The following is an 18,588-nucleotide window of genomic DNA, read 5'->3' on the forward strand; positions in this document are numbered from 1 at the left end:
GGGCGGCGCCGGGGTGGGGCCGGGCTTGGTCGCCTGCGGCGGGCCAGGTTTGGGCGCGGCAGGCCGCTCGGGGGCAGCCGGCTGGGCCGGCGCGCCGTTCGCGGCAGCGGCGCCGCCGCTGCGGCCCTTGTCGCCGGCGGGCTTGTTGCCGCCGAACGACTCGCGCAGACGGCGCGCTACGGGGGCCTCCACGGTGGAGGACGCGGATTTGACGAATTCGCCCTGTTCGCTCAGACGGGCGAGCACTTGCTTGCTGGTGACACCGAGTTCCTTGGCCAACTCGTGCACACGGGCCTTACCTGCCACTACATCTCCTGTCTAGAGGCGACAGCGGTGGTAGGCGCCGCGCCTCGGTTTAGCTATGACGCATGGTCATCGGGACTTCACGGTGTGCTCATGTTCTTCGCTACCTGTTCTCTAGGTGCCGCCGTGTCCGGACGCTCCGACGAATCGAAACGCTCGATCACCGCGGTGATGTCCGGTGAACCGGTGATCCGCAGCGCCCGGCCGAACGCTCGCCGCCGGACCGCCGCGTGCAGACATTCCGATCGGGGATGCAACCAGGCACCCCGCCCCGGAAGTGCTTTCGCTGTGTCAACAATCACGACGACCTGGCCATTCCCTGGGCCGTCCCCACTGTCGACAGCTACTACTCGAAGCAATTCGACGGCCAGCTCTCGTTTTCGGCATCCGATGCAGGTTCGCACCGGCCCTGGTGGGGGCTTGCTTCGCTGCATCCGTGCCGATTCCTCGCGCTGGACCACGGCTGAGTCTACCGTCACCGCGTCGCCAAACTGAAAACCGGTCGGACGCGGCGTGGATCAGCGCTCGCCGACAGCGCCGTGCGCGGCGTCGGAACGGGGTTCGCGACGGTGCTCCGGACGCTGGCTGTCCGCATCGTCGCTGCGGATGTCGATGCGCCATCCGGTGAGCCGGGCGGCCAGGCGCGCGTTCTGCCCCTCTTTGCCGATGGCCAGCGACAACTGGAAATCCGGCACGATGACGCGCGCGGCACGGTTGGCTTCGTCGATCACCGTGACCGAGACCACCTTGGCCGGCGACAGTGCGTTGGCGACGAACCGTGCGGGGTCCTCGTCGTAGTCGATGATGTCGATCTTCTCGCCGGAGAGTTCACTCATCACGTTGCGCACCCGCTGCCCCATCGGGCCGATGCAGGCGCCCTTGGCGTTGAGGCCCGGCATCCGCGACGTCACGGCGATCTTGGAGCGGTGCCCGGCCTCCCTGGCCACCGCGATGATCTCGACGGACCCGTCGGCGATCTCGGGTACCTCCAGCGCAAAGAGTTTGCGCACCAGGTTCGGGTGCGTCCGCGACAGCGTGATCAGCGGTTCCCGGGCGCCCCGGGTCACGCCCACCACATAACAGCGCAACCGGTCACCGTGCTCGTAGCTCTCCCCCGGCACCTGCTCGGCCGCCGGGATGACACCTTCGGAGCCCTTGGTCTCGCTACCCATCCGCACCACCACCAGGCCGCGGGCGTTGGCTCGAGCGTCCCGCTGGATGACACCGGCGACGATGTCGCCCTCACGGGCGGAGAACTCGCCGTAGTTCTTCTCGTTCTCGGCGTCGCGCAGCCGCTGCAGGATGACCTGGCGCGCGGTGGTCGCCGCGATGCGGCCGAAACCCTCCGGGGTGTCGTCCCACTCGTGCAGGACGTTGCCGTCCTCGTCGGTCTGGCGCGCCATCACCTTCACCACACCGGTCTTGCGGTCGATGTCGATGCGGGCGTCGGGCTCGTGCCCCTCGGTGTGCCGGTACGCGGTCAGCAGCGCTGACTTGATGGTCTCGACCACGACGTCGACCGAGATCCCCTTGTCCGCCTCGATCGCATGCAAGGCAGCCATGTCGATGTTCACGCTCAGGTTTCCTCTCCGGCCAGGCCGGCCAATTCCAGCTCCCGCGGATTCGGCGGCGAGAACTCCACCTGGACGACCGCGTTGACGATCGTGTTCAGCGCGATCTCGTGCACGGCCAGATCTGCCCGGGCGCCTTGGCGCACCACCAGCGCCACCGTCTCGTCGCCGCAGTCACCGAGCCGACCGGATACCGTCGCGCCGTCGGTCAACGTGATCTCCACCCGACGTCCCCGCGCCCGACGGAAGTGCGTCGGCGTCGTCAAGGGTCGGTCCACTCCCGGGGAGGTCACCTCGAGCACGTAGGGCGAGGTGTCCATGTCGTCGAGCAACTCCGACGCTGTCCGTGACAGCGCGGCGATCGTATCCAGGTCCAGCCCGTCGTCACCGTCGGCCACCACCGCGATCCGCGGCGGACGGGCGGACGTGTCGATCACGACATCTTCGATGTCATAGCCCGCGCGCGCGAATTCGCCCTCGAGCAGTTCGATCACCTGTCGTTGCGACGGCAGTCGACTGGACCGCTCTACCACGGCGAGCTCCTCGTCTTGAGTTGTCCGGACCCGGTGCGCAGGATCGATCGTGCTCCCGCGAACCCGAGTCACCACGATACGCCAGCCGCGGGGGCCCAAACGCCAAAAGGAAACGACCACCGGTGCTGCCCGGAGCGTCACCGGCCCGATGGCAGGATGTTGCTCGTGCCGAGCCCCACCCCGACCATCAGCCGTCGACACCTGCTGCTCGGCGCCACGGCGCTGGCCGCCGCGGGGCTGACAGTGGCGGCCTGCGGCACCGCCCCGCCGCCACCCGACCTCGACGACCTGACCACCGCGCTGGACCGGGCCCGCGCCGACAGCCAGCTGGCCACCGAGGTCGCCGAGCGGATACGCGGACCCGTCGCCCAGGCGCTCGACGCGGTCGCAGCCGAACGCTCCGCGCACGCCGACGCGCTCGCCGACGAGATCGTGCGGCTCACCGGACAGGCGGCACCGTCCACCAGCGTCACGGTCAGCACCACCACGACGACCACCTCGTCGACGGCCTCGGTCGCAGACCCACCGCCCACCGTCGACGACGTCGTCGGCGCCCTGCGCACCTCGGCGGAGAGCGCAACCACCTCGGCCACTGCCCTGTCCGGCTACCGGGCCGGGCTGCTCGGCTCGATCGCCGCGGCGTGCACCGCCGCCTACACCGTCGCGCTCACCCCGCTCGGAGAGACGTCATGACCACTCCAACCACCTCCTCGTCCACACAACCGGAACCGTCCCGCCCGGACGGAGCGGCCGACGGTGCGCTCTACGACGCACTGGAGGTCGAGCACGCTGCCATCTACGGCTACGGGATCGTGTCGGCGCACTCGACATTCGACCGGAACTATCTGGTCGCCGATGCGATGAACGAACACCGGGCCCGCCGCGAAGCCGCGATCGCGCTGATGGAGGAGCGCGGCGTGGCGGCCCCGCTGCCCGCCGCCGGCTACCGGCTGCCGGGCGAGGTCGACGATCCCCGCCAAGCCGCCGAACTGGCCGTCACCATGGAACAAGACGCCGCCGTGGCGTGGCGGGCAGTCATCGAGCAGGCCGACGACCAGACGGTGCGGGCCTTCGGGGTCACCGCACTGACCGAATGCGCGGTCACCGCGGCGCGTTGGCGACGCCTCATGGGCGAGACACCGGTCACCGTGGCCTTTCCGGGCGGCTCGGAGTAGGCCGCGCTCGTCAGGCGATGGCCCGGGCGATCTCCGCCGCCGCCGAGTCGACCGCAACGTCGCGCTTGTCGCCGCTGAACCGGTTACGCAGCTCCACCACGCCGTCGGCCCAGCCGCGGCCCACCACGACCACCCATGGCACCCCGAGCAACTCGGCGTCCTTGAACTTCACCCCGGGAGATGCCGTCCGGTCGTCGAGCAGTACCTCGGTGCCCAGCACATCGAGATCGGCGGCCAATTCCAGGGCGCCCGCACGGGCTTCGGCGTCCTTGTTGGCGATCACCAGGTGCACGTCGAACGGCGACACCGTCGAGGGCCAACGCAACCCGAGGTCGTCATGGTGCTGCTCGGCGATGACGGCCACCAGCCGCGACACGCCGATCCCGTAAGAGCCCATGGTCAGCCGGACCGGCTTGCCGTCCTCGCCCAAGACGTCGGCCGAGAACGCGTCGGTGTACTTGCGGCCCAACTGGAAGATGTGGCCGATCTCGATGCCCCGCGCCGACACCAGCGGCCCCGCGCCGTCGGGGGACGGGTCGCCGTCGCGCACCTCGGCGGCCTCGATCGTGCCGTCCGGGGTGAAGTCACGCCCGGCCACGAGGCCGACAACGTGCTTGTTCGGCTCGTCGGCGCCGGTGATCCAGGACGTCCCGTCGACCACCCTGGGATCGACGAGGTAGCGCACACCGTTGGCCAGCAGCGCCTTGGGTCCGACGTAGCCCTTCACCAGGAACGGATGCTTGGCGAAGTCCGCGTCGTCGAGCAGTGCGTACTCTGCCGGCTCTAATGCAGCGCCCAGGCGCTTGTCGTCGACCTCACGGTCACCGGGCACGCCGATGGCCAGCAACTCCCAGTCGCCGCCGGGCTGGCGGACCTTGAGCAGCACGTTCTTCAACGTGTCCGCGCCCGCGACCTCACGGTCGGCGAACTGTGGCAGGCCGGCCGAGTTGGCCCAGTCGACCAGCGTGGCGATCGTCGGCGCGTCCGGCGTGTCGTAGACCGTGGCCGCAGGCTGGCCTTCGATGGGGATCGTCGGGGGAACCGCGGTGAGCACCGCTTCGACGTTGGCGGCGTAACCCGACTGCATGCACCGCACGAAGGTGTCCTCGCCCACGGCGCTTTCAGCCAGGAACTCCTCCGACGCGCTGCCCCCCATCGCCCCCGACACCGCCGAGACGATCACATAGTTCACGCCGAGGCGGCCGAAGATGCGCTGATAGGCCTCGCGGTGAGCATGGTAGGCGCTCTTGAGGCCGTCCTCGTCGACGTCGAACGAGTAGGAGTCCTTCATGATGAACTCGCGTCCGCGCAGGATGCCGGCGCGCGGCCTGGCCTCGTCGCGGTACTTGGTCTGGATCTGGAACAGCACCAGCGGGAAGTCCTTGTAGGAGCTGTACTCCCCCTTCACGGTCATCGTGAAGAGTTCCTCGTGGGTCGGACCCAGCAGGTAGTCGTTGCCGCGGCGGTCAGCCAGCCGGAACAGATTGTCGCCGTATTCGGTCCAGCGGTTCGTGGTCTCATACGGCGCACGCGGCAGCAGGGCGGGGAACAGGATCTCCTGGCCGCCGATCGCGGTCATCTCGTCGCGCACGATCTTCTCGATCTTGCGCAGCACCCGCAGACCCAGCGGCAGCCAGCTGTACAGCCCCGGCCCGATGGGGCGGACGTAGCCCGCCCTGATGAGCAGCTTGTGGCTGGGGACCTCGGCGTCGGCCGGGTCGTCGCGCAAGGTGCGCAGGAACAGCTCGGACATGCGGGTGATCACGAGCGACCACCTTACTGATCGCAGTGACGCTCTCCCCAGCCCGATGTCGAGCTGAAGCTCTCCCCAGCCCAATGTCGAGCTAAAGCTCTCCGGCGTCGATCGCGTCCTTGACTTCCTGCGCATGCGCCACCTGCTGAGCCGTGTAGCCGATGAACAGCGCGGCAGCGCCGACGACGACGGCGACCGCGGCCACCCACAGCAGGCCGTAGGTGTAGCCCTGATCGAGCGCGTGCAGCTGCGCGGCGTTCATGTCGCTGACCGGCCCGGTGGTGCCCCCGAGATAGAGGGTGCGCGAGGTGATGACCGCCTGGATGACGGCGAGCACGACAGGTCCACCGAGGTTCTGCAGCATCAACGCGATCGCCGACACGGGACCGATCTGGTCGAAGCCGACTCCGGCGATGGCGGAGATCATCAGCGGGACCACGATCATGCCGATGCCGAGGCCACCGACGGTGATCGGGAAGACCAGGTTCGGGAAGTACGGAATGTCGGCGTCGAGCGTGGATCCGTAGATCATCGCGCCGAGCACGAGCACGCCGCCGGAGATGACCAGCACCCGCGGGGGGAACTTCGACACCAGCGCCGAGGACAGCCCCAGGCCGATACCGAGTGCGATCACGAACGGGATGAAGCCGATGCCCGCCCGCAGGGCGCTGTAGCCCATGATGTCCTGCACATAGAGGCCGATCAGCACGGTCAGCGTGAACATGACACCGCCGGCCAGGAAGATGGCCGCGAAGGTCGCCACCCGGTTGCGGTCATGGAACAAGCTGAACGGCACCACCGGGTTCTCCGCTGTGCGTTCGACGATCAGGAAGCCCACGAACGCGGCCACCGCGATCACGCCGGAACCCAGCGTCAACGGCGACAACCAGCCCTGCTCGGGCCCCATCGAGAAGCCGAACACCGCAGCGGTACATCCCAGCGTGGCCAGCAGCGCGCCGGCGGCGTCGAGCTTGAGACGCTCGCGGTTGGTCTCCCGCAGCGTCTTGCGGGCCAGATAGATCATCAGCAGGCCGATGGGCACGTTGACCAGGAACGCCAGCCGCCACGAGACCTCGGTCAACGCACCGCCGACAACGAGGCCCATCACCGAACCGACTCCGGTCATCGCGGCGAACACCGCGGTGGCCGCATTGCGGGCGGGTCCCTTGGGGAAGGTGGTCGCGATCAGCGCCAGCGCGGTCGGGGAGGCGATCGCGGCGCCCACACCCTGCAACAGCCGAGCGATGACCAGCGTCGCCTCGTCCCAGGCGATGCCGCACAACACCGACGCGATCGTGAACAGCGTGACGCCGACGATGAAGGTGCGCTTGCGGCCGATGGTGTCGCCGAGCCGTCCGCCGAGCAGCATCAACCCGCCGAACGTCAACACGTAGGCGGTGATGACCCAGCTTCGACCGGCGTCGGAGAGGTTCAGCTCGTCCTGGATCTTGGGGAGCGCGACGATGGCGATGGTGCTGTCCATCGTGGCCAGCAGCTGCATGCCGCCGATCGCGATGACCGCAGCGATGAAGCGCCGCGATGGCAGCCACGCCGCCGGCGACCTGCCAGGTCGTTGAGTGTCGGCACCCTGCCCGCCCAGCGTGGGCGCGCGTTCCGGCAACGCACGGTCACCGGCTCGTCTCGAGCCTCGCTGGCTTTCGCCTTCAGAATCACGGTGGATGGCGGCACGCTCCGCATCGTTGAGAGCCGTCATAACAGGTTACCTTACAGTACTCTTAAGAATCCTTTAGGCGCCGAAGGCTGCCACCGCCCCGATGACGATGATCGCCGGCGGCCTGATGCCCTCGGCACGGATTCTCTCCGGCGCATCGGCAAGCGTCGCCCGCAAAGTGCGTTCAGCCGACGTCGTGCCCTGTTGCACCACTAGAACAGGGGTATCAGCAGGGCGTCCCCCCTCCCGAAGAACTCTGGCAAACAGTTCGATCCGCTCGACCGCCATCAACAAGACGATTGTGCCCCGCATCGCGGCCAGTGCATCCCAATTCACTAACGATTCGGGGTGCTCCGGCGCAACATGTCCGCTGACCACCACGAACTCGTGCGTCATCGCCCGGTGGGTGACGGGTACCCCCGCCAGCGCAGGAACCCCTATGGCGCTGGTCACACCGGGTACCACGGTCACCGGAATCCCGGCCTCGGCGCACGCGATGATCTCCTCTTGGCCGCGCGCGAAGACGAACGGGTCGCCGCCCTTGAGTCGCACCACGAACTTGCCTTCCTTGGCGCGGTCGACGAGAACGCTGTTGATGGCGTCCTGGGCCATCGAGCGGCCGTAGGGGATCTTCGCGGCGTCTATCACCTCGACGTCCGGGGACAGTTCGGCCAGCAGTTCCTGCGGCGCGAGGCGGTCGGCCACCACGACGTCGGCGTGAGCCAACAACCGGCGACCGCGCACCGTCACCAACTCCGGGTCTCCCGGGCCACCACCGACCAGTGCGACACCGCCACGGACCACACCGGGGGTCACGGAGTCGTCCCTGGCGATGACACCCTGCTGGAGCGCTTCGTGGATGGCCGAACGGATCGCTGCCGACCGCCGATGCTCGCCACCGGCGAGCACGCCTACCGCCAACCCCTCGTACTCGAAGGAGGCTGGGGTGACGGCCGTGCCCTCGCGCGCGATGTCGGCGCGGACGCAGAAGATGTGCCGGGCTTCGGCCTCCGCGACGATGGCGGCGTTGACGTCGGGGTCGTCCGTCGCGGCGATGGCGTACCAGGCTCCGTCAAGGTCGCCCGTGCGGAACTCCCGTAGGTTCAGTGTGATCCCGTCGATCGCCTCGACCGCGGGCGTCGCGGAGATGGCGATCACGTGCACGTCCGCGCCGCTGGCGACCAGAAGCGGCAGCCGGCGCTGCGCGACCGTGCCGCCGCCGACCATGACGACCTTCTTGCCGGTGAGCCGTAAACCCACCAGGTAGGCGTTCTCGGAGCTCGCTTCGCTCCTCGCGTGGGCGGAGGTCACCCGGCGAGCCTAGAGGCTGCCGCCGCCGCGGAGACGAACCGGGCGACGGCGTCCGGATGAGCCGCTGGATGGGTGTGCAGATAGCCCGCGTGCACGCCGGCACGGACAGCGCCGTCGTCGACGATGTGGCCGCCTCGCCCGGCGAACCGCCACGCCGGCTGACGATCTCCGGTGAACTGGACCGCGGTGCGATGGAACTCATGACCGACCACCCGGTCGCCGACGCGGTGCAGCGGCGAGTCACCAACCGCGACGGCGTCGCGGTATCCCAGCGTCAACGTGTCGGTGAACGTCGCAGAGCCCGCCAGCACCCCGCACATCGGTTGCCCGTCCAGGTCGTCGACCAGGTAGGTGAGGCCGGCGCACTCGGCGTGCACCGGCGCCCCCCGCACAGCCAGGGCGCGAATCTGGGAACGGACGATGTCGTTGGCCGACAACTGCGGGCCGAACTGTTCGGGGAAACCACCAGGCAGCACGAGGGCCGCCGTCGCGTCGGGCAGCGGATCGGTCAGCGGGTCGAAGCCGACGACCGTCGCGCCTGCCGCCCGCAACACCTCCACGTGCTCGGCGTAGTTGAACGTGAACGCCTTGCCCGCGGCCATGGCCACGGTCACCCCGCCGGCAATCGGTTCGCACACGGCCGCATCCCACGGCGGTGCGGTGACACCGCTGGCCGCCACCGCGGCGACGGCGTCCAGGTCGACGTGGCGAGCGACCAGGCCAGCCATCGCATCCACCGCCGCGCTGGCCAGGTTGCCGTGCTCGACCGCGGTCACCAGACCCAGATGCCGGGACGGCACCGTCAGCTCGTCGGCCCGCGGGATGGACCCCAGGACCGGTACGCCGGCATGTTCACACGCCTGCCGCAGCACCTCGTCGTGGCGAGCGGAGCCGACCCGGTTGAGGATCACCCCCGCCAACCTCACACTGTGGTCGAAAGTCGCAAAGCCGTGCAGCAGGGCGGCGACGCTGTGGCTCTGTCCGCGGGCATCCACGACGAGGATCACCGGAGCCCCGAGCATCGCGGCCACCTGGGCCGTGGAGCCGTGGGCGGGACCGGGGGCGGTCGGACTGATGCGGCCGTCGAACAGACCCATGACGCCCTCGACGACCGCGATGTCGGCATCGTCGCTGCCGTGCCGGAACAGCGGACCGATCAACGAGTCACCAACGAGAACCGGATCCAGGTTGCGGCCCGGGCGTCCCGACGCCAGCCCGTGATAGCCGGGGTCGATGAAGTCCGGCCCCACCTTGAACGGCGCCACCCGGCGGCGGGCCGCACGCAACGCGCCCATCAGGCCGGTCGCCACCGTGGTCTTGCCGCTGCCCGAGGCGGGAGCGGCGATCACGACCGCCGGGGTGCTCACCACTCGCCCGCCTGTCTGTCGTGGTTCGCTGCGCTCACCACTCGCCCGCCTGTCTGTCGTGGTTCGCTGCGCTCACCACTCGCCCGCCTGTCTGTCGTGGTTCGCTGCGCTCACCACTCGATCCCTTTCTGGCCTTTGCGGCCCGCATCCATCGGATGCTTCACCTTCGTCATCTCGGTCACGAGGTCCGCCGCATCGAGCAGCGCCGCCGGTGCGTCGCGGCCGGTGATCACCACGTGCTGGCTGCCCGGACGCTCCGCCAACGTGGCGACCACCTCGTCGACGTCGACCCAACCCCATTTCAGTGGATAGGTGAACTCGTCGAGCACATAGAAGTCGTGTCGTTGCTCGGCCAGTCGGCGGGCGATCTCGGCCCAACCCTCCGCCGCGGCGGCGGCATGGTCATCCTCGGTGCCCGCCTTGCGCGACCACGACCATCCCGAGCCCATCTTGTGCCACTCGACGGGACCACCGACGCCGCGTTCCTCATGTGCCCGGCCGAGTTCGGTCAGCGCGGTCTCTTCGCCGACCTTCCACTTCGCGCTCTTGACGAACTGGAAGACCGCGATGTCGAAGCCCTGATTCCAGGCACGCAGCGCCATTCCGAACGCGGCCGTCGACTTGCCCTTACCCGGGCCGGTGTGCACGGCCAACAGCGGAGCGTTGCGCCGCTGACGCGTCGTCAATCCGTCACGGGGAACAGCCAGTGGTTGACCCTGTGGCATCGGGCAGACCTTTCTACGCGGCGCCCCGGCCGGCCTGGGATTTCACCAGGGCGGACAGATCGTCGGCCCGCAGCTGGTCCAGACGCACCGCCGGTGCGTTGAGGTGTCGGGCCAGGTCTTCGGCCAAACCCAACCTGACAAAGGATGTCTCGCAGTCCACGACCACGGCCGCCGCCCCCTCGGCCAGCAGCCGGGTCGCCGCGGCGCGGGCCCGGTCGAGCGGGTCCACCCCACCGGTGGCACGCCCGTCGGTGAGCACGACCACCAGGCTGCGCCGCGCCCGGTCGCGGGCTCGTTCCCGCACCACCATGTCCCGGGCGGCGAGCAGGCCCTGCGCCAGCGGTGTGCGGCCCCCGGTCTGGAACTGCGCCAGCCGCCGGCTGGCGATGTGCACCGACGACGTCGGGGGCAGCACCACCTGCGCATCCTGCTGGCGGAACGTGATGACCGCGACCTTGTCCCGTCGCTGGTAGGCATCCCGCAGCAGCGACAGCGTCGCGCCTCCCACCGCCGACATCCGGTCGCGGGCAGCCATCGAGCCCGAGGCGTCCACGACGAAGATGACCAGGTTGCCCTCGCGCCCCTCGCGAACCGCTCGGCGCACATCGTCGGGGACAACCCGCAGTCGACCGACCCCGGTCTGCCTTCCCGCCGCGGCCTGCACGGTCGCGAACAGATGCACGCCGTGTCCGGCGCCGGGGTCGGTGGCCGCCGAAACGACCGTGCCGGTGCGGTTTCTGGCGCGCGAACGACGACCGGGCGCACCCTCGCCGATACCGGGCACGACCAGCGGGCGGGTGCGGAACTGCGCCGAGGGAGGAGCGCTCGTGCGCGGCGGCGCACCCCCACCGTTCGGTCGGGGCTGCGACTCCGACGACGGCGACGAGGACGACGAGGACGACGAATCCTGTTGCGGTGCTTGGGCACCCTGCTCGTCAGCGGTGTCCTGGCCACCTCCCGGCGGGTCCGGCGGAGGCTCGGGCTGCTCGTCGGCGGCATCGGCGGCCTGCTCCATGGCGTCATCGAGACGTTCGGGGTCCAGGCCAGGGTCGTCGAACGGATCGCGGCGCCGGCGGTGCGGCAAAGCCAGTTCGGCGGCCACCCGGATGTCGTGCTCGTCGACGGTGGTGGCCCCCCGCCAGGCGGCGTGCGCCACCGCGGTGCGCGCGACCACCAGATCAGCGCGCATGCCGTCGACGTCGAATGCCGCACACAACGCTGCGATGCGCCGTAACTCGTTGTCCGGCAACGTCACCTCTGCCAGCAAGGCGCGCGCTTCGGCGATGCGGGCGGCCAGCGCGGCATCCTCGCCGGCATACCTCGCGGCGAATGCGGCCGGGTCGGCTTCGAACGCGAGTCGCTGCCGGATCACGTCGGTGCGCACGTCGACATCGCGGGAGGCCGCGACGTCGACGGTGAGCCCGAAACGGTCCAGCAACTGCGGACGCAACTCCCCCTCTTCGGGATTCATGGTGCCGATCAACACGAACCGGGCCTCGTGACTGTGCGAGACCCCGTCACGTTCGATGTGCACCCGGCCCATGGCGGCGGCGTCGAGCAGGATGTCGACGAGGTGGTCGTGCAGCAGGTTGACCTCGTCGACATAGAGAACGCCGCGGTGGGCACGGGCCAGCAGGCCCGGCGAGAAGGCGTGCTCGCCGTCGCGCAGCACCTTCTGCAAGTCGATGGAGCCGATCACCCTGTCCTCGGTCGCCCCGATCGGCAACTCCACCAGGTGTCCGCCGCCGGAGTCCTGGAAAGCCGTGGTCAGCACCTGCGCCAGCCCGCGGACCGCGGTCGACTTCGCGGTGCCCTTCTCACCGCGGATCAGCACTCCGCCGATGTCGGGCCGCACGGCGCACAACACCAGCGCCAGCCGAAGGCGGTCGTGCCCGACCAGCGCACTGAACGGGTAGTTGACGTCGACACGGTCGGCGACGGTCATGGCTTCACCATGGACACGTGCGGAATGCCGTCGTCGAGGAATTCGTCACCGGCGCGGACGAATCCGTGCCTGCCATACATCTCCACCAGATAGGTCTGGGCGTTGATGTGGCAGGGGTAGTCGCCGACTTCGGCCAGCGCCGCCGTCAACAGTCGGGCGGTGTGTCCGTGTCCGCGATCGCTGCGCTTGGTGCACACCCGCCCGATCCGGAACGCCTTCTGCCCGCCGGGGTGCTCCTCCATCAGTCGCAACGTCGAAACCACCTGTCCCTCAGAGTTTTCCAGCCAGAAGTGCCGCGTCTCAGCCAGCAGGTCCCGCCCGTCCAACTCGGGATACGGGGTGGCCTGCTCGACCACGAACACCTCGACACGCAATTTGAGCAACTCGTAGAGCGTGGCGGCGTCGAGATCCTTGGCCCAGCTGCGGCGCAGCGCGACTGTCATCAAGCAGTCACCGTCATGCGGTCGCCGAGGTGGCCGAATGACCGGTTCCCGCGACCGACACGTCACCGGGCACGTCGGGTACCCCGCTGGCCGGCTTGTCCAGCTTGAGCACCTTGGTTCCCCACGACCAGACTTCCTCGAACAGCGCGGGCTCACCCGACAGCGGAGTACCCAGCGACGGCACCATCTCGGTGAGCTTGGACTGCCAGCTCTCGTAGCGGTCGCCGAAACACCGTTGCATGACGTCGAGCATGGCCGGCACCGCGGTGGAGGCGCCGGGCGAGGCGCCGAGCAGCCCTGCGATGCTGCCGTCGGACGCCGAGAGCACGGTGGTGCCGAACTCCAACACACCGCCCTTGCCCTTTGCCTTGCGAATGACCTGCACCCGCTGTCCGGCGATGTCGAGCTCCCAGTCGGAATCTCGCGCACTGGGCACGAATTCGCGCAGCGTGTCCACCCGCGCCGACTCGCTGAGCAGCAGCTGGCCGATCAGGTACTTCAGCAGACCCATCTCGGTCATGCCGACACCGAGCATCGACACCAGGTTGTCCGGCCGCACCGAGAACGGGAGATCGGTGACCTTGCCCTGCTTCAGGAATTTCGGCGACCAGCCCGCGAACGGTCCGAACAACAGCCACGAACGCCGGTTGATGACGCGAGTGTCCAGGTGGGGCACCGACATCGGCGGCGCACCCAGCGGCGGCAGCCCGTACACCTTGGCCTGATGCCCGGCAGTCAGCGCGGAATTGCCGCTGCGCAGCCACTGGCCGCCCACCGGGAACCCACCGAATCCCTTGGCTTCTTTGATGCCGGCCTTCTGCAACAGCGGCAGCGCGCCACCGCCGGCGCCGACGAAGACGAACTTGGCGTGGAAGGTGCGCTTGCGGTCGGTGCGGCGGTTGACGACCTGCACGCGCCACGTTCCGTCGGAGTTCTGCTTCAGGTCGGAGACCTCGTGGCCGAACAACGTCGACATGCCTTGTTTGGCACCGAAACCGATCAGCTGACGCGACAGCGCGCCGAAGTCGACGTCGGTGCCGTCCTGGGTCCAGTTCAGCCCGACGGGCTCGGAGAAGTCGCGGCCCGCGGCCATCAGCGGCAGCCGGCGGGTGAACTCGTCGCGGTCGTCGATGAACTCCATCGAGGCGAACAGCGGATTGGAGACCAACGCCTCGTAGCGTCGGCGCAGATAGTCCACGTTGTCGGCGCCCTGCACGAAGCTCACGTGCGGGATGGGGTTCAGGAAGCTGCGGACGTCGGGCAGCACCCCGTTCTCGACCGCGTAGGCCCAGAACTGTCGCGACACCTGAAACTGCTCGTTGACGTTGACAGCCTTGGAGATGTCGATGGTGCCGTCGGGGCGAGCCGGGGTGTAGTTCAACTCACACAACGCCGAGTGCCCGGTGCCGGCATTGTTCCAGGCATCACTGCTCTCGGCGGCGGCGCCGTCGAGCCGTTCGACCAGCGTCATCGACCAGTCCGGCTCTACCAGTCGCAGCAGCGTACTGAGCGTCGCGCTCATGATCCCCGCCCCTACCAGCAGGACGTCGGTCTTCTCTGGTTCAGACACCTCGTCGATCCTTCGCGTCGCGGCCCGTGGATCACGGCTTACCGATGTTCAGGTTATCCCGCGGGCCGTGGTCACCACGTGGCGACCACTGCCCCGCACTGCACCGGTCTACCCGCTTTCGGCATTAGGGTGGCATCCGTGCGTGGATGGGAGCCCGACGTGCTGCCCGGATATTGGCAGCGGACCTTCGAACTCGGCCCCGACCCCGACGGTGAAGGCGAGCTCGTGGCGACGCTGGTGAGCCGGGGTCACCCCGATGAGGACGCTGCCCACCGCGCGCGTGACGCGGTACTGGTGGTGCACGGTTTCACCGACTATTTCTTCCACACCGAGCTCGCGGATCATCTCGCTTCGCAGGGGTTCCGGGTCTATGCACTGGACCTGCACAAATGTGGGCGCTCGCACCGCGACGGTCAGACCCCGCACTTCACCACCGACCTGGCCCGCTACGACGTCGAACTCGAACGGGCGCTGGCGACGGTGGGGGCCGTGTCCCCGGCACGGGTGCTGATCTACGGGCATTCGGCGGGTGGGTTGATCACGTCACTGTGGTTGGACCGGTTGCGACGCAGAGGCGCCACCGTCCGCGCCGGGGTGGCGGGGCTGGTGCTCAACAGCCCGTGGCTGGATCTGCAGGGCCATGCGTTGCTGCGTTCGGCGCCGACGTCGGCGGCGCTGTCGGCACTGGGGCGGCTGCGCAAGCACACGGTGGTGCGCCGTCCGGGCACGGGCGGGTACGGCACCACCCTGCACCGCGACTACGACGGCGACTTCGACTACAACCTGACCTGGAAGCCGATCGGCGGATTTCCGGTGAAGGTGGGCTGGATCCATGCCATCCGACGCGGGCAGGCCAGGCTGCACCGGGGCCTCGATGTCGGGGTGCCCAACCTGATCCTGCGCTCGGACCGCAGCGTGCGCGAGGTGGCCGACCCCGCCGCCATCCAATGCGGTGACGCGGTGCTCGACGTCACCCAGATCGCCCGCTGGGCGGGATGCATCGGCAACCGGACGACGATCGTGCCGATCACCGACGCCAAGCACGACGTGTTCCTGTCGGTGCCCGAGGCGCGGCGGCAGGCGTACACCGAATTGGACCGCTGGCTGCAGTGGTATCGAGCAGAGCATCGAGGCGAGTGCGCGGCACCGGCCGACAACGACGGGAGCGACGGGCATGGCTGACTTCGACATCGCAATCATCGGGACCGGTTCGGGCAACTCGCTGCTCGACGAACGCTACGTCGACAAGCGCGTCGCGATCTGTGAGAAGGGGGTGTTCGGCGGAACCTGCCTCAACGTCGGATGCATCCCCACCAAGATGTTCGTCTACGCGGCCGGGGTGGCCCAGCAGATCCGTGACTCGGCGCGATTCGGGGTCGACGCCCACGTCGACGGGGTGCGCTGGCCCGACATCGTGTCCCGGGTGTTCGGCCGCATCGACCCGCTGGCCGCCGGCGGTGAACAGTACCGGCGTTCCTCACCGAACGTCGAGGTTTTCGCCAGCCACACCCGCTTCGGCGCGCGCAACGACGACGGCAGCTATCGGCTGCACACCGACGACGGCGACGAGTTCAGCGCAGAGCAGGTGGTCATCGCCGCCGGTGCGCGGGCCACGGTGCCTGCTGCGATCGCCGAATGCGGCGTGGCCTTCCACACCAGCGACACGATCATGCGGATCTCTGAGGTGCCCGAGCACATCGTGATCGTCGGTGGCGGGTTCGTCGCAGCCGAGTTCGCCCACGTCTTCTCCGCGCTGGGATCTCACGTAACGATCGTGCTGCGCGGCACGACGATGCTCACCCACACCGACGACACGATCTGCGAACGATTCACCGACATCGCCAGCCGCAAATGGGAGATCCGCAGCCGGCGGAACCTGGTGGGTGGGTCGTCGGACGACTCGGGTGTCACCCTGCATCTGGACGACGGGTCGACGGTGCGTGCCGACACGCTGCTGGTGGCGACGGGACGCGTGCCCAACGGCGATCAACTCGACGCGCATCTGGCCGGTGTGGAGGTGTCGGCGGGCCTGGTCGCTGTCGACGAGTACCAGCGCACCACGGCGCGAAACGTGTTCGCGCTCGGCGACGTCAGCTCGCCCTATCAACTCAAGCACGTCGCCAACCACGAGGCCCGGGTGGTCAAGCACAACCTGCTGCAAGCGTGGGACGACACCGACAACCTGATGCCGGCCAACCACGCCAATGTTCCCTCGGCGGTGTTCACCGAACCGCAGATCGCGTCGGTCGGGTTGACCGAGAACCAGGCCCGCGCTGCCGGTTACCGCTTCAAGACCAAGATCCAGGACTACAGCGACGTCGCCTACGGCTGGGCGATGGAGGATTCCACCGGATTCGCCAAGCTGATCGTCGACGACGACACCGGCTTGCTGCTCGGCGCACACATCATGGGCCACCAGGCCTCGTCGATCATCCAGCCGATCATCCAGGCGATGTCGTTCGGCCTTCCCGCCCAGGACATGGCCCGTGGTCAGTACTGGATCCACCCGGCGCTGCCGGAGGTGGTGGAGAACGCGCTGCTGGCGTTGTGCGGCGAGCCGCCGTGGCCACCGCCGCGGAGGCACTGATCTGCCGTTCCTCGGTTCATGCGGCACGCAGATAACCGCGAGCCGCCGCCACGCCGACCAGCAGACCGCGCAGCACTCGTCGACCGCGAAACACCCGTGACATGACAGTCCCCTCCGGGATGTCGAGGATGTGTGCGATCTCGCGATAGGGCAGGCCCTCGACATCGGCGTAGTACACCGCCAGGCGCTGGCTTTCGGGCACCCTCGCGAAGGCGTCCCTGACGTCGTCGTCGCCGAGCGCCTCCAGAGCAGCGAGTTCGGCGGACAGTAGACCGGTGGACTGATGCTCAGCGTGCGCCACCCACTGCGCGTCGGTGATGTCTTCGGAGAGCACTTCACTGGGACGGCACTGGGCTCGCCGGTGCGAGTTCATCCACGTGTTGGTCATGATCCTCAGCAACCACGCAAGAACGTTGGTGCCGTCCTGATAAGTGTGAAATGACCTGTAGGCCTTGACCATCGTGTCTTGCACCAAGTCTTCGGCGTCGGCGCCGTTGAGGGTGTAACGGCGCGCGGCCCGGTAGAGCTGGTCGAGCAACGGTAGAACATCACGCTCGAACCGCACGCTCTCGTGATCGTCGGCCCTGGCGGTCAAGATTGCCATTTATCCTCCAAAGTTGTTTTTTACCAGTAATTTCCAGCCTAGAGGCGAGATGCCTTCGCGCCAGGTTCGCATAGCGAACTCACAAGAACCGCCGGGCATCCGGTTGCGCAACGGCGGCACGGTCATCGCCTGGAGACGCCGAGGGCGCCAGGGCCGTGGAACACGAACAGCAGGAACGCGAAACAGTAGAGCACCGCGGTCTCACCGCCGTTGACGACGGGCCAGAATCCCGCGGGAAAATGCATCCAGAAGTACGCGACGGCCATCATGCCGCAAGCGACGAAGGCCGCGGCCCGGACATACCATCCGATCGCGATGAGGACACCGAGAATCGCCTCGAGCACACCGGCCCACCACATCGGCCACGCCGCCACTGCAGCCGGCGAACCGGTCGGCCAGCCGAAGAGCTTCATGGTTCCGTGCATCGTGAACATCAGTCCGTGAGAATCCGGAAGAGTCCGAGAGCAGTGGCGGAGTGTGCAGTCAACCGGGTGTCGAGCGAAGCGGTAGCGGTCATCGCCGGGGCCTTTCGTGAGAGGGGGCAACGCGCCTCAGTCTCCTGGCCGGTGGTGGCGACAGCGAACTTCTCATAGGGAATCCACATGCGCCTACACCGGTCGTCACGAGCAGACATATGAGATGTCTATGAAGGGCGTGAAAGCCGGGCCGACAGTCGCGACAATGGTCGGGTGGCGTCCGCACCGGTGAACGAACAGGGGCCGCGTCGCGCGGTGCTGGGCCAATTGCCCAGGATGTGAGGTGAGCCCCCTGTAGTGGTCCAGTCGTTGTGCGACTCTGTTGCCCGAGTGTTCGGGCAGGAAGAATCACCAACGACATGGCATCGAACAAGCGGCGGCGGCATACGCCGGATCAGATCATCCGCAAGCTCGCCGAGGGCAACAAGCTGCTCGGCTCCGGTCAGGAGCTGGCCGAGGTGTGCCGTCATCTGGAGGTCGCCGAATCGACCTGGCATCGCTGGGTGGCGCAGTACGGCGGCATGAAGGCCAACGACGCCAAGCGGCTCAAGGA

Annotated in this window: 19 protein-coding genes; 5 read left to right on the plus strand and 14 right to left on the minus strand. The window is 68.3% G+C overall.

Features of this window, described 5'->3' with window-relative positions; all coding sequences use genetic code 11:
• From J3476_RS23545 to rimP, 4 genes are all read right to left on the minus strand, one after another.
• The coding region (locus tag J3476_RS23545; RefSeq protein WP_207068747.1) for a translation initiation factor IF-2 N-terminal domain-containing protein at positions 1-306 on the minus strand (306 nt) is incomplete at its 3' end.
• Between the two features lie 77 nt (positions 307-383).
• Positions 384-737: a YlxR family protein gene (locus J3476_RS23550; RefSeq protein ID WP_373889111.1), complete on the minus strand. Its 354-nt coding sequence runs from the start codon at positions 735-737 to the stop codon at positions 384-386.
• A gap of 84 nt (positions 738-821) precedes the next feature.
• Positions 822-1,877, minus strand: a complete 1,056-nt coding sequence (gene nusA / locus J3476_RS23555; protein WP_207068749.1) for a transcription termination factor NusA — start codon at positions 1,875-1,877, stop codon at positions 822-824.
• A 2-nt stretch (positions 1,878-1,879) separates the two neighbouring features.
• Positions 1,880-2,407 carry a ribosome maturation factor RimP gene (rimP, locus tag J3476_RS23560; protein ID WP_207068750.1) on the minus strand — a complete coding sequence of 176 codons (528 nt, stop codon included), beginning with the start codon at positions 2,405-2,407 and terminating at the stop codon, positions 1,880-1,882.
• 156 nt (positions 2,408-2,563) lie between these two features.
• Between rimP and J3476_RS23565 the strand changes: the two genes are divergently transcribed.
• Entirely contained in the window at positions 2,564-3,100 is a 537-nt protein-coding gene (locus tag J3476_RS23565; protein ID WP_207068752.1) for a hypothetical protein, read from the plus strand.
• Complete coding sequence (locus J3476_RS23570) at positions 3,097-3,582, plus strand: ferritin-like domain-containing protein (protein ID WP_207068753.1); 486 nt, start codon at positions 3,097-3,099, stop codon at positions 3,580-3,582. Before J3476_RS23565 ends, J3476_RS23570 begins: the two co-directional genes overlap by 4 nt.
• A gap of 10 nt (positions 3,583-3,592) precedes the next feature.
• Here the strand turns inward: J3476_RS23570 and J3476_RS23575 are convergent, their stop codons facing one another.
• The 8 genes from J3476_RS23575 to mqo form a co-directional block, all read right to left on the minus strand.
• A complete protein-coding gene (locus tag J3476_RS23575; protein WP_207068754.1) occupies positions 3,593-5,347 on the minus strand; it encodes a proline--tRNA ligase in 1,755 nt (584 codons plus the stop codon).
• Positions 5,348-5,426: 79 nt separating this feature from the next.
• Entirely contained in the window at positions 5,427-7,049 is a 1,623-nt protein-coding gene (locus tag J3476_RS23580) for an MFS transporter (RefSeq protein ID WP_207068755.1), read from the minus strand.
• A 33-nt stretch (positions 7,050-7,082) separates the two neighbouring features.
• The gene (cobA, locus tag J3476_RS23585) at positions 7,083-8,234 is read right to left on the minus strand and encodes a uroporphyrinogen-III C-methyltransferase (protein WP_163680175.1); all 1,152 of its coding nucleotides are present in this window, start codon (positions 8,232-8,234) and stop codon (positions 7,083-7,085) included.
• 80 nt (positions 8,235-8,314) lie between these two features.
• The gene (locus J3476_RS23590) at positions 8,315-9,685 is read right to left on the minus strand and encodes a cobyrinate a,c-diamide synthase (protein WP_207068756.1); all 1,371 of its coding nucleotides are present in this window, start codon (positions 9,683-9,685) and stop codon (positions 8,315-8,317) included.
• Between the two features lie 110 nt (positions 9,686-9,795).
• On the minus strand, positions 9,796-10,410 hold the full coding sequence (gene cobO, locus J3476_RS23595; RefSeq protein ID WP_207068757.1) for a cob(I)yrinic acid a,c-diamide adenosyltransferase: 615 nt from the start codon (positions 10,408-10,410) through the stop codon (positions 9,796-9,798).
• Positions 10,411-10,423: 13 nt separating this feature from the next.
• Entirely contained in the window at positions 10,424-12,355 is a 1,932-nt protein-coding gene (locus J3476_RS23600; protein ID WP_207068758.1) for a magnesium chelatase subunit D family protein, read from the minus strand.
• Positions 12,352-12,798 (minus strand): GNAT family N-acetyltransferase, encoded by a 447-nt coding sequence (locus J3476_RS23605; RefSeq protein ID WP_207068759.1) that lies wholly within the window; start codon positions 12,796-12,798, stop codon positions 12,352-12,354. The genes J3476_RS23600 and J3476_RS23605 overlap by 4 nt, the downstream gene beginning before the upstream one ends.
• 13 nt (positions 12,799-12,811) lie before the next feature.
• Positions 12,812-14,368: a malate dehydrogenase (quinone) gene (mqo, locus tag J3476_RS23610; RefSeq protein WP_207068760.1), complete on the minus strand. Its 1,557-nt coding sequence runs from the start codon at positions 14,366-14,368 to the stop codon at positions 12,812-12,814.
• 138 nt (positions 14,369-14,506) lie between these two features.
• Here mqo and J3476_RS23615 point away from each other — a divergent pair, with 138 nt between their 5' ends.
• On the plus strand, positions 14,507-15,550 hold the full coding sequence (locus J3476_RS23615) for an alpha/beta hydrolase (RefSeq protein WP_207068761.1): 1,044 nt from the start codon (positions 14,507-14,509) through the stop codon (positions 15,548-15,550).
• Positions 15,543-16,955, plus strand: a complete 1,413-nt coding sequence (mtr, locus tag J3476_RS23620) for a mycothione reductase (protein ID WP_207068762.1) — start codon at positions 15,543-15,545, stop codon at positions 16,953-16,955. Before J3476_RS23615 ends, mtr begins: the two co-directional genes overlap by 8 nt.
• 16 nt (positions 16,956-16,971) lie before the next feature.
• On the opposite strand, the gene J3476_RS23625 is transcribed toward mtr, so the two are convergent.
• Both J3476_RS23625 and J3476_RS23630 read right to left on the minus strand, forming a co-directional pair.
• Positions 16,972-17,559: a sigma-70 family RNA polymerase sigma factor gene (locus J3476_RS23625; protein ID WP_207068763.1), complete on the minus strand. Its 588-nt coding sequence runs from the start codon at positions 17,557-17,559 to the stop codon at positions 16,972-16,974.
• A 122-nt stretch (positions 17,560-17,681) separates the two neighbouring features.
• A complete protein-coding gene (locus J3476_RS23630; protein WP_286183612.1) occupies positions 17,682-17,993 on the minus strand; it encodes a DoxX family protein in 312 nt (103 codons plus the stop codon).
• Between the two features lie 401 nt (positions 17,994-18,394).
• Here J3476_RS23630 and J3476_RS23635 point away from each other — a divergent pair.
• Positions 18,395-18,588, plus strand: a 194-nt coding sequence (locus J3476_RS23635) for a transposase (protein WP_207068764.1), incomplete at its 3' end; no start/stop codon positions are given.

Origin of the sequence: Mycobacterium sp. PO1 (assembly GCF_017312405.1) — a bacterium.
In the GTDB taxonomy this organism is placed as follows: Bacteria; Actinomycetota; Actinomycetes; order Mycobacteriales; family Mycobacteriaceae; genus Mycobacterium.